At 43.0% G+C, this 12,825-nt stretch carries 9 protein-coding genes; 2 read left to right on the top strand and 7 right to left on the bottom strand.

Annotated features, from left to right (window positions below):
• From tuf to H0262_RS12075, 5 genes are all read right to left on the bottom strand, one after another.
• Positions 1-1,130: elongation factor Tu (gene tuf, locus H0262_RS12095; RefSeq protein ID WP_181209594.1), on the bottom strand; the 1,130-nt coding region annotated here is incomplete at its 3' end.
• Positions 1,131-1,350: 220 nt separating this feature from the next.
• Positions 1,351-3,477: an elongation factor G gene (gene fusA / locus H0262_RS12090; protein ID WP_133104816.1), complete on the bottom strand. Its 2,127-nt coding sequence runs from the start codon at positions 3,475-3,477 to the stop codon at positions 1,351-1,353.
• Between the two features lie 388 nt (positions 3,478-3,865).
• Positions 3,866-4,339 (bottom strand): 30S ribosomal protein S7, encoded by a 474-nt coding sequence (rpsG, locus tag H0262_RS12085; RefSeq protein WP_011514497.1) that lies wholly within the window; start codon positions 4,337-4,339, stop codon positions 3,866-3,868.
• A 208-nt stretch (positions 4,340-4,547) separates the two neighbouring features.
• Positions 4,548-4,922 (bottom strand): 30S ribosomal protein S12, encoded by a 375-nt coding sequence (gene rpsL / locus H0262_RS12080; RefSeq protein WP_011281154.1) that lies wholly within the window; start codon positions 4,920-4,922, stop codon positions 4,548-4,550.
• A gap of 440 nt (positions 4,923-5,362) precedes the next feature.
• On the bottom strand, positions 5,363-6,631 hold the full coding sequence (locus H0262_RS12075; RefSeq protein ID WP_011514498.1) for an EcsC family protein: 1,269 nt from the start codon (positions 6,629-6,631) through the stop codon (positions 5,363-5,365).
• 599 nt (positions 6,632-7,230) lie between these two features.
• On the opposite strand from H0262_RS12075, the gene H0262_RS12070 reads away from it, so the two are divergent.
• The gene (locus H0262_RS12070) at positions 7,231-8,466 is read left to right on the top strand and encodes a beta-ketoacyl-ACP synthase II (protein WP_181210906.1); all 1,236 of its coding nucleotides are present in this window, start codon (positions 7,231-7,233) and stop codon (positions 8,464-8,466) included.
• Between the two features lie 3 nt (positions 8,467-8,469).
• Positions 8,470-10,158 carry an anthranilate synthase component I family protein gene (locus H0262_RS12065; RefSeq protein WP_181210905.1) on the top strand — a complete coding sequence of 563 codons (1,689 nt, stop codon included), beginning with the start codon at positions 8,470-8,472 and terminating at the stop codon, positions 10,156-10,158.
• A 114-nt stretch (positions 10,159-10,272) separates the two neighbouring features.
• Here H0262_RS12065 and hisC read toward each other — a convergent pair whose 3' ends face one another.
• Both hisC and hisD read right to left on the bottom strand, forming a co-directional pair.
• Positions 10,273-11,424, bottom strand: a complete 1,152-nt coding sequence (hisC, locus tag H0262_RS12060; RefSeq protein ID WP_181210904.1) for a histidinol-phosphate transaminase — start codon at positions 11,422-11,424, stop codon at positions 10,273-10,275.
• Between the two features lie 102 nt (positions 11,425-11,526).
• A complete protein-coding gene (hisD, locus tag H0262_RS12055; RefSeq protein WP_181210903.1) occupies positions 11,527-12,825 on the bottom strand; it encodes a histidinol dehydrogenase in 1,299 nt (432 codons plus the stop codon).

Genomic DNA, 12,825 nt, shown 5'->3' with positions numbered 1-12,825 from the left:
AAGCGAAGACCTTTGTCCATAGCGATTGGGTGGATAAGCTCTACGCCCATCTCAACGTTATCACCAGGCATAACCATTTCAGTACCGTCTTGTAATTGGATTGCGCCAGTTACGTCAGTGGTACGGAAGTAGAACTGTGGACGATAGCCGTTTAGGAATGGTGTGTGACGACCACCCTCTTCTTTGCTCAACACATATACTTCAGCGTCAAACTTGGTATGAGGAGTGATTGAACCTGGCTTAGCAAGTACTTGGCCACGTTGTACGTCTTCACGCTTAGTACCACGTAGTAGTACGCCACAGTTTTCGCCTGCACGACCTTCGTCAAGCAGTTTACGGAACATCTCTACACCCGTACAGGTGGTTTTTTGAGTGTCACGGATACCGACGATTTCGATTTCGTCGCCAACGCGTACGATACCAGATTCAACACGGCCAGTTACAACAGTACCACGACCTGAGATTGAGAATACGTCTTCGATTGGCATTAGGAATGCTTTGTCGATGTCACGCTCTGGCTCTGGGATGTAGGTGTCAAGAACGTTTAATAGTTCTACAACGGCTGGTTGACCATATTTTTCTTGTGAGCCTTTTAGGGCTTCAGTTGCAGAACCATGGATGATTGGGGTGTCATCACCTGGGAAGTCATAGTCGCTTAATAATTCACGAACTTCCATTTCTACGAGTTCAAGCAATTCTTCGTCATCAACAACGTCACATTTGTTCATGAATACAACGATGTACGGTACGCCAACCTGACGTGAAAGCAGGATATGCTCACGGGTTTGTGGCATAGGGCCGTCAGTTGCTGATACAACTAGGATTGCGCCATCCATCTGAGCCGCACCAGTGATCATGTTTTTAACATAATCGGCGTGACCTGGGCAATCAACGTGAGCGTAATGACGTGATGGGGTGTCATATTCTACGTGTGAGGTGTTGATGGTGATGCCACGTGCTTTTTCTTCTGGTGCTGAGTCAATAGACGCGTAGTCTTTGGCTTCGCCACCTGAAGTGATTGCAGCTACGGTTGCGATTGCAGCGGTAAGGGTGGTTTTACCGTGGTCAACGTGTCCGATGGTGCCGACGTTAACATGTGGTTTTAGACGTTCAAACTTGGCCTTTGCCATGGGTATTTCCTCTTTTTTTAGGGTCAACTGCTTAATTTATACAAAGTAATTAAGTGAATACTGACCACATTAAGATAACTGTTAAAAGGGTGCACATACTAATGTGCAGATATTATAAGAAAATCACGAGCAATAACAAGTCTTTTAACCAATTATTGCTCGATTATCTACTGACAATATAAAGATATGTCCTATATTGCCATTATCGATAGATTTTTGCTTATTCGTCATCATCTTTATTGTTGAATTTAGAGATGATAGCTTCTGCAACTGATTTTGGAATTTCAGCGTACTTTTGGAATTCCATAGAGTAAGTTGCACGGCCCTGTGACATTGAACGCATTTGTGTGGCATAGCCAAACATTTCCGCTAATGGTACTTCAGCACGAATCTGCTTAGTGCCACCAGGTAAGTCTTCCATACCTTGAACCATACCACGACGACGGTTAAGATCGCCCATGATATCGCCCATATAGTCTTCAGGTGTTTCAACTTCTACTTTCATCACTGGCTCAAGTAGCGTTGGGTTTGCAGCCATGAAGCCTTTACGGAATGCGATAGAACCAGCCATTTTAAATGATAACTCATCCGAGTCAACATCATGGTAAGAACCATCATACAAGGTCGCTTTTACGCCAACGATTGGGTAACCTGCAAGTACGCCGTTTTTCATGCGCTCTTGAATACCTTTATCAACCGCACCGTGGAATTCTTTTGGTACCGTACCACCAACAACTTCTTCTTTAAATTCATAAAGAACATCGCCAGCTGGATCCATAGGCTCAAGACGTAACCAAACGTGACCGAATTTACCACGACCACCAGTCTGACGTACGAATTTGCCTTCTTGCTCAACCGTGTTACGAATCGTTTCGCGATAAGCAACCTGAGGTGCGCCGATGTTAGCTTCAACACCAAACTCACGCTTCATACGGTCAACAAGAATCTCAAGATGCAGCTCACCCATACCACTGATGATAGTCTGACCAGATTCTTCGTCAGTATGTACACGGAACGATGGATCTTCTTTCGCCAAACGACCTAAAGCGATTGACATTTTTTCTTGGTCAGCTTTGGTTTTAGGTTCAACCGCTAGACTGATAACTGGATCTGGGAATTCCATACGCTCAAGCGTAATAACATTTTGCTCATCACACAACGTATCACCAGTGGTTACATCTTTCATGCCAACCAAGGCTGCGATATCACCAGTACGGATTTCTTGCAACTCTTCTTGAGAGTTTGCCATCATCTGTACGATACGGCCAACGCGCTCACGTTTCATTTTAACTGGGTTATAAACGCTGCTACCTTGCTTTAGAACACCTGAATAAACACGAACGAAGGTTAAGTTACCAACGAACTTGTCATTCATGATTTTGAATGCTAAAGCTGAGAACGGTGCTTCGTCTGACGCTTCACGAGTGCCTTCAGATTCATCTTTATCATCAAGGATACCTTTAATAGCAGGTACATCCATTGGTGCAGGAAGATACTGAATAACAGCGTCCAACATCTTCTGTACACCTTTGTTTTTAAAGGCAGTACCACAAAGAAGTGGAATGATTTCGTTATCAATAGTCAACTGGCGAATAGCAGAGTTAATTTGTTCAACAGTTAATTCACCGTTCTCAAGATACTCATTCATCAATTCTTCAGTCGCTTCAGCAGCGCTTTCTACTAGATACTCACGATATTCTTCCGCTTTTTCTTGTAGTTCTGCTGGGATTTCACGCTCATCATATTCCATACCTTGAGACGCTTCGTCCCAATAGATGGCTTTCATCGTTACTAGATCTACAACGCCTTCAAAGTCGTCTTCTTTACCAATTGGGATAACCAATGGTACTGGCTTGCCGCCTAGACGAGTTTTAATCTGTTCTACTACGCGGTAGAAATCAGCGCCAACGCGATCCATTTTGTTAATGAATGCAAGACGTGGAACTTTATATTTGTTTGCCTGACGCCATACGGTTTCAGACTGTGGCTGAACGCCGCCTACTGCACAGTAAACCATGCAAGCGCCATCAAGAACACGCATAGAACGTTCAACTTCAATCGTGAAGTCAACGTGACCTGGGGTGTCAATGATATTGATACGGTGTTCGTCAAACTGTTTTGCCATACCTGACCAAAAACAAGTTGTCGCCGCTGAGGTGATAGTAATACCACGCTCTTGTTCTTGCTCCATCCAGTCCATAGTGGCTGCGCCATCATGTACTTCACCAATCTTGTGGCTAACACCGGTATAGAACAAAACACGTTCAGTAGTGGTCGTTTTACCAGCATCAATGTGCGCAGAGATACCAATATTGCGATAGCGCTTTAGGGGAGTTTTACGAGCCATAGTGTTTTCCTAGGGAAATTCGTGTATATATTAATGTGTTGTGTCTCTACCTCTACTCTATGACAAAGCCATTCAGCCCTGCAATATTACTAATCATTGAACCTAATACGGGCAAAAAAGAGTAACTACTAAGAATAGTGCGGCATCAAACTCAGGAGACTTTCTTTACAGAATAGCATCCCTTTTCAGAACAGCATCTTGACAGATGTCCGCCATCTAAAATGAGTGTGTCTGTTATTATCTTTCAATAATTACAAGCAAATCATTTATTAACAATGGCGACAATCAATAGAATAAATAAATTATATCTAGATGACTGGCATATACCAGTCATCCAAAACTACTTTTAAAAAGCTATATTTAAAAGAACAGCTTAATTAAGAGTAGCTTAGAAACGGTAATGAGAGAATGCTTTGTTAGCATCTGCCATGCGGTGAACTTCGTCACGCTTCTTCATAGCATTACCTTTGCCATCAGCAGCATCATTCAATTCGCCAGCTAAACGCAAAGCCATTGATTTTTCAGAACGCTTTGCAGCAGCTTCAGCTAACCAACGCATAGCCAAGGCAGTACGACGGGAGGGGCGTACTTCCATTGGCACTTGGTAGGTTGCACCACCAACACGGCGAGCTTTTACTTCAACCATTGGGCGAACATTTTCCAATACTTCTTCAAAGAAAGAAACTGGATCTTCGATGTTACGCTTTTGGCTTACTGTCTCAAGTGCACCGTAAACGATACGCTCAGCAGTAGATTTTTTACCATGACTCATGACATGGTTGATGAATTTTGCAACAGTTTGGCTACCAAACTTAGGATCCGGTAGGATCTCACGGGTAGCAACGACGCGACGTCTTGGCATAATAAATATCCTTTTCTTCAGGAGTGTCTGACATTCACAATCTCGCACCAATTAATATTGGATGGCGTTATATCGAGTTGTCAGTCAGCCTTACTGCATGGCGGTGTGTGATAAAGGTTAATGACTCATTTGGTCAAAAATTACTCACATCAGACCCATGCACAGTTAATGTTTGATACAAAGAAACTCATTTAATAACGGTTAGTTATTAAACTTTAGGTTTCTTAGCACCATATTTAGAACGACCTTGCTTACGGTCTTTAACGCCTGCGCAATCTAGTGCACCGCGAACAGTGTGATAACGTACACCTGGTAGATCTTTTACACGACCACCGCGGATAAGAACAACACTGTGCTCTTGTAGGTTATGACCTTCGCCGCCGATGTAGCTTGATACTTCATAACCTGAAGTCAAACGTACACGACATACTTTACGCATGGCTGAGTTAGGTTTTTTAGGGGTAGTAGTATATACGCGAGTACATACACCACGGCGTTGTGGGCACGCTTCCAACGCAGGAACTTTTGACTTTTCCTTGATGGTTTTGCGACCTTTACGAATCAATTGGTTAGTTGTTGCCATGAGGCATCCTTCTCCCGTTTGGTAAAAAACAAAAAAATAGGGAAACGCACCATCGATCTGACTTTAACGACAGATTTTGGCACACCCATTTTTAGGACAGTGTATTATAAAGACTTGTTGCTGCTATTTCAACCACTTATGAGCAGTTGGACTTTACAGCAGCGGATAGATATGTATTCGGTCTACTACTATACCACTTTATCTGTTTTTAACGGCATAACCGAAAAAACAGCTAACTAAATACGGTATCAAAAGTAGATGCTTACATCATTTAGATAAGATATTTAGAGATAAAAAACAGTCGTTTACCTGAGCTATATGGCGATATCGGTTTAATTTTCAATAGAAGTAAGCCGATATCGCCAACATTAAAGATAAATAGCAATTACGTAGAGCTTCAGTATTCTAAAACGAAGTAATCAATAAACCTTAATGGCTTATTATTTACTCGACTTAGCAGCGGCTTTCTTTGTTTTGCTGTCAGAAGATTTATCTGCACTATTCTGCTTATCATTCTTAGTGCTGTCGACTTTCTTTTCACTAGTCTTCTTTTCGTCAGCTATAGCATCAACATCGTTTTCTTTATCGTCAGCTTTTTTCTGAGTATCTTTTGCAGCATTGGCGTCTGACTTTATGTTTTTTGAGGCTGCATCTTTTGATTCTTTTTCTTTAGATTCCTTCTCTAGTGATGCGGTATCTTGAGCTTTGTCTTCTTTCTGCTCAGTGCTGCCCGTTGCCTTACTAACCTTTACTTCGCTGCTACTGTCATCCGTAATAGCGCGATTGGCAAGCTTAGCTTCTGGCGCAAAAGTTGCTTGAGCAACGCCAATGACCTCATCAATCAGCTGACTGTTATAGCGCATACCAACGATAACGGCAGTGGCTGGTAGGAATCGGCGTATCCATGTTAAGTTAATTTGATCCAAATCAACACCGACCTGACTAGCAATACTGTCCACTTGCTCTGCGTAAAAATTAACTTTTTTATTCTGCAAGCCTAAGTTTTTGAGCTCATTGTGTAAACCGCTGCTTTGGGCGCTATCCAGTAAACCTTTACCAATACCAATACCTGCCAGCAATGCTTGCTTCTCTTGCATTTTGCTGAGATCTGCATTGGCAAGTAACTCATAGGCCATTTTGACGCCTTGCTTACCAGTTAACGGCTTATTATAAACAGCGCCCAATTGATAAACCGTGCGTAGAGAAACCAACAATAACCATAACGTATCCGCAAGCAAGCCCGGCAAACCTGCCAAACCTGTAACACCGCCAAGCGTCGCTAATGCACGGTTTTGATTGGCGATATCGGTCGCTAACGCGTAACGCTGCTCGTCGTCTAAGCTCACAATATTGGCAAAGCGATGCTGATTCGGTAAATCAATTTGACTCCAGTTGTCGGCAAGCTTAGCAATTTGAGCAAAAGCGCCATCAACGGTTGATTCAAAAAAGCTGTTCGGCACCACTTTTTTAGCATATTTACCATAAGCAGCAAAGCGTGTGCCCAATAACTGCTGAGTGGCTTTTAACGTTTGCTCACGGAACAAATCTTGTTGGTAATCTTCATCGCCTAAGTTCACCGCTTTAAATTGACGCGGTTTACCAGTTTTTGCATTCGCGCTATCAATCATGGCACCCATACGCTCTAGATTGCCGCGCGTAAAAGAGCCAACCGTACTAATACCTTTCGATAAAGTGCTACGCTTTCCCATCTTGATATCCTTAATATGATGTTTGTTATAAAGTAATATAGTTAAAGTACTAAGTGTTAAATCACCATTGTTAAAATGCTGCTCTAACACCCTTTTTATAATAATACGCTGTTTGCCATTCTAGCGAACCCCTATTGTGAGTGTCAGTGCGAACAATGTTATCGCTATCAGCCCTTTTGTATCTAAAAGTGTCATTTATCGATAACAACTTAACCATCATAGTATATCTATTACATTAGCTCATATTGTTTGCTTCTTAATAACAAACTGCATAAAACTATAAAATAACCATTGTTGCTGATAAGCCCTATTTTATTATTATTTTGCATTTACTCAAACATTTTGCCACCTCGATACGGTATCATATGCCATAATTCAAAGTACACTTGTACCATTATTTACCTGCACTCTATTTCTCTCAACTCTCTATGAATCCATGATAGCGTTAGAGTCCGCTGCTAGCACTTAAATGCCTTGATATAACAACACATTATATTATCAAAGACAGATAGAGATGAAGTGATATGGTAGAAGCAGATATTTTAAAACGATGATTAAAAGTAATTATCAAAAAAATCGTTACTAATAAGGAATATTGTATGCGCCGCGTTGTTATCACTGGAGCAGGGATTGTCTCTTGTATCGGACATGATTTGGCTACTGTCACAGAGGCTCTTAAACAAGGACGCTCTGGCATCACGTTCAACGAATCTTATGCTGAGCACGAGTTCAAATCACACGTCAGCGGCAGTATTGATCACTCACAGCTTGATACCTCAGCTATTGACCGCAAACTAAAACGGTTTTTTAGTGACGCAAGCCTATATGCTTATGTCAGTGCGTTAAGTGCAATTAAGCACGCTGGACTCTCTTTAGAAACCATCAATAACAATCCGCGTGTGGGCGTAGTCGCCAGCTCAGGCGGCGCGTCAACAGAAAATATCGCCAATGCAATAGACGCCATGCGAGAAAAAGGGTTACGCGGCGTTGGTGCGATGGCTGTACCAAAAACAATGGGCAGCTCAGTATCAGCGGCGCTTGCTACAGGTCTAAAAATCCAAGGTATTTCATACTCATTAACCTCGGCTTGTGCCACGTCAACGCATTGTATCGGTCATGCTGCCGAGCTTATTCAATTGGGTAAAGCAGATGTGATACTCGCTGGTGGTAGTGAAGCAGAACATTGGACTCAGTCTTGTATGTTTGATGCCATGGGCGCTGTCAGCACCCAATATAATGATACTCCAGAGCTTGCCTCAAGAGCTTATGACAAAGACCGTGATGGTTTTGTTATCGCTGCAGGCGGCGCGATGGTAGTCGTTGAAAGCTTAGAACATGCCCAAGCACGCGGTGCCAATATTTTGGCTGAAATCGTCGGTTACGGTGCCAGCTCTGATGGCGCAGAAATGGTCGCTCCAAGCGGTGAAGGCGCAGTACGCTGTATGAAGCTGGCACTTGCTGAAGCTGGTTTAGAAAGCGTAGATTATATCAATAGCCATGGTACCAGTACGCCACTTGGTGACATCACTGAGCTGAAAGCTATTGCTAAAGTATTTGATAACGATATCAGTAAAGTGCCTGCCATTAGCTCGACTAAGTCTATGACAGGTCATAGCTTAGGTGCGGTTGGTGCACAAGAGCTGATTTATTGCTTACTGATGTTACAAGACAGCTTTATTGCACCAAGTATCAATATTACAGAATTAGATCCAGCTGCCAAAGGCTTTGATATCGTCACTGAAAAACGCGATGTTGAGCTTGAAACTCTTATGAGCAATAGCTTTGGCTTTGGCGGTACCAATGCAACACTAATCATCAAAAAGTTTGACGCTTAAACTATGGTTGTAATAGATACTCATACCACTGTGCAGACAGATTCTGCCCTACCGCCAGCTAGCAAAACTAGCTGGCGTTTTGGTGACTTATCTGCTGCCGAATTAATGCCGCACCTGCAACGACATTTGTTAGAACAAAATAGCAAAGCAAACTGGCAATTGGTTTGGCTCAATAATGATGGGCGACCTGTGATTGGCTTATTACCAAAGACGAGCTGGTGCGTTTATCCTGTGACTAATGACACGCTGCATGCTACTAAACAGGCAAGCCTTTATAAAGTCGAGAAAACATGGCGTAGGAACGTTTACCTTTATAGTAATTCCAGTGATAGTGCTATTACAAGCTATATGAGTTATAGCGACTGGCAAGAGGAATTAATTGCTTATAGTCAGGCTTATGAAAATAACAGCGCTAGCTCAATCTTAATAAGTCAGGATAATCAGTCGCCGAATTATCAGCATGGCTTGATAGGTTTTATCAGTTATGACATTAGCGCTCATGAACTCAGTCCAACCGTTAATATAGAGATGGCAGCACAGCCGTGCGCGTTATTGGGGCATTATGATATTTACCTAACCGCTGATTCAGACAGTCAAAGCAATTGGCAGCTAAAGGTAAAAAATGATAACAATAATAACTCTGACAGCAGCTCAGTCCAGCAGGATACAAATGCACTAGTCAGAGTGCTAACATCTTATTTAGATAGTTTGGATAATCAACTATCGAATGAGAATGTCATTAAAAAATACTCCTGTAAAACGCCGCCTTTATTACTAGAAGCTCAGTGGAGCAAACAGCATTATCAGCAGGCGTTTCATCAAACGCAAAATTATTTGCAGCAAGGCGATTGTTATCAAATCAATTTAACCCAAGCATGGAGTGGCTATTTAAGCGCTTATGAAGATAATTCAGTCACAAGCCTCATTGACTATTTACCTGCTTTGCACGCTAATACCCAAGCGCCTTTTGCAGGATATATAGCCATTGATAGCTATAATCATGAAGGTAAAGTAAATACCTCAAACCATCAGTTTGAATTATTAAGCTGTTCGCCGGAATTATTTTTTACCTTTAGCAAAGATATTGAGACTGGCAAGCATCATATACGTACCAAGCCAATCAAAGGAACGATGCCGCGCGGCTTAACAATCGAACAAGATAATGACTACAAGCAGCAGTTAATCAACAGCGAAAAAGACCGTGCAGAAAACGTTATGATTGTGGATTTGTTACGTAATGACTTGGGTAAATACGCCAAAATCGGTAGCGTAAAAGTGCCTCAGCTATTTGCGATTGAGAGCTTTAGTAATGTACATCATATGGTCAGCACCATTACCGCCGAGCTCAAGACAGATACTCATCCGTTAAGCGTCTTATTTGGCAGTTTGCCTGCAGGATCAATTACTGGCACGCCAAAGAAACGGGCGGTGGAGATTATTGCAGAATTGGAAGCGGCACCGCGTAGTGCTTATTGTGGCACCATGGGTTATATGAACTTTGATGGTAGCGGCCAATGGAATGTACTGATTCGCACACTGCAAGCGACTAGCGCAGCAGATAATAGCAAACAAGTCAGTTTATGGGCAGGCGGTGGCATTACTGTTGCCTCAAACTGCGATGCTGAATATCAAGAGTGCCTAGATAAAGTTGGTAACTTACTCTCTGTCCTTGTTAATACAGCTAACCACTGAGCTTTATATTCGAAAACAGCTTAAAGCGGCGCAAAAGAGCCTGCTAACATCATGTGAGCAGGCTCTTTTTATTACTTATGAAACATTGTTTTAGTACTATAGTTGAGCTAGGTATTAATTTGCCTCGACATCCGCTACAGCCTGTAACGCTTTTAACGCTTTTAACGCTTTTAACGCATCAATTAAACGCTCGTTCTGGGCAGCGGTGCCAATCGTGATGCGCAAATACTCATTAATGCGCGGCTTATCAAAATGACGAACAATGATACCTTGCTCGCGTAATACTTCTGCTATTTGACTGGCAGCACCATCATGAGGACGCGCAAAGATAAAGTTGGCATGTGATGGCAGTACGTCATAACCTAAGGCCGTCAACTCAACCGTCAACGATGTACGCAAATCAATGACCTGCTGGCGGGTTTTCTCAAAGTATTCAACATCTAAGACGCTAGCTGTTGCACCAGCTTGTGCCAACTTATCAAGTGGATAGCTATTAAAGCTGTTTTTCATACGCGTTAATGCTTCAATCAAAGAGGCATTACCAAATGCCATACCGACACGCAGTCCAGCAAGCGAACGCGATTTTGAAAAGGTCTGGGTAACTAGCAAGTTATCAAATTCATTAATAAGGCTAACCGCTGATACTTCTACGTCTGGACTACTCTCTTCTAGCTGAGCAAAATCAATATACGCTTCATCAATCACAATCACTGAATTTGAGTGCTCGCCTGCAAGCTTACGGATATCAGCAAGCGACAATAATAAACCAGTTGGCGCATTTGGATTGGCAATAATGATACCACTGCAAGGTCGACGATAGGCATCAGGACTGATACTAAAATCTGCTTCTAATGGGATTTGCACAAGCTCTATACCAAAGGTATTGGCATAAACGGGATAAAAGCTGTAGCTAATATCAGGCGCCAAAATTGGGCGCTCTTTTAAGAAGAAGCTGGCAAATACCAGTGCCAATACTTCATCTGAGCCATTACCAACGAACACTTGATTGATATCAAGATCATAAAGCGTGGCCAATGCGCCGCGCAATTCTTCAGACTCAGGTGCAGGATACAAGCGCAAATCATCCGCTTGCTGCGCTAAGACTTTAATAATCGCCTCACCTACTTTTGGTGAAGGTGGAAATGGATTTTCATTGGTGTTCAACTTGCACAAATCGTCATGCTGGGGCTGCTCGCCAGGAACATACGGCGATAAATTACGCGCTTTAGATGACCAAAGTCTGTTATCTATCTTTGATTCACTCATAAGTTATCCTACTATTAAACACAGAAATGGTTATTTCTAAAACTGTTATTCTAAAAGTTGTTATCCGAAGACCTGTTATTCCAATCATTGTTTTTGAGAAAATTAGGACTGGTAACGATAACGGGCTGAACGCGCATGGGCTTCTAAGTCCTCATGCTGCGCTAAAATATCTGCCGTCTCAGCCAAAGGCTTACTGCCCGCTTCACTACAATAAATAATGGATGACTTCTTTTGAAAATCATAGACGCCAAGCGGTGACGAAAAGCGTGCTGTACCCGATGTCGGTAGCACATGGTTCGGTCCTGCACAGTAGTCACCGATTGCCTCTGGCGTATGACGTCCCATAAAGATAGCACCTGCATGACGAATACTACCAAGCAACGCGTCTGGATTATCAACAGACAGCTCCAAATGCTCAGGCGCAACGCGATTGATAACTGCCATGCCTTCTGCACGGTCTTTAACCAAGATAAGCGCGCCACGATTTTTTAGCGAATCACGAGCGATATCTGCCTTGGGTAATTCAGCCAAGGCTTTTTCAATCTCAATGGCGACTTCTTTAAGCTGTTTTTCACTTGTGGTCACAAAAATCGCTTGGGCAATACGGTCATGCTCTGCCTGTGATAATAAATCCATCGCTAACCAATCAGCACGGTCTTTCGCCGTGCCTTCTGCATAAACCAGTACCTCAGAAGGTCCGGCAATCATATCGATACCGACTTGACCAAATACCGCGCGTTTGGCGGCTGCAACATATTTATTACCCGGTCCAGTGATTTTATCTACTGCCGGAATCGTTTCAGTACCATAAGCCAGTGCCGCTACCGCTTGTGCACCACCAATAGTAAAGACGCGATCAACTTGTGCCAAATGCGCCGCCGCTAATACTAAGGGATTGAGCACACCTTTTGGCGCTGGCACGACCATGATGACTTCTTTGACACCAGCAACTTTGGCAGGGATAGCGTTCATTAATACTGAAGAAGGATAAGACGCCAGACCGCCCGGCACATAAATGCCGACACGGTCAAGCGGCGTGACCTTTTGACCTAAACGATTGCCGAACTCATCTTCATACTGCCATGACTCTTGTACTTGGTGCTCATGAAAGCTCTGCACGCGCGTCGCTGCTGTGGTCAGAGCGCTTTTCACGACATCATCAAGATTGGCAAAGGCTTCAGCAAGTGCCTCTTTGGATAATTCTAAAGCCTTCATCGTCGTTGCTGGATGTTGATCAAACTGCTGCGTCAATTCCAGCACCACACTATCCCCGCCATGACGGACTTTACTAATAATGTCATCTACCGTTTTGAGTAAATCGGCATCATTAACGGTTTCAAAAGCAAGCAGTTCTGTCAACTGACTGTCAAAATCGGCGTCTTGCGTAGTTAATTGGCGCAT

This window comes from Psychrobacter sp. D2 (assembly GCF_013608135.1).
GTDB classification, from domain to species: Bacteria; Pseudomonadota; Gammaproteobacteria; order Pseudomonadales; family Moraxellaceae; genus Psychrobacter; species Psychrobacter cryohalolentis.
Note: the sequence above shows the minus strand (reverse complement) of the source record. Positions and strands in the feature narration are given on the sequence as shown.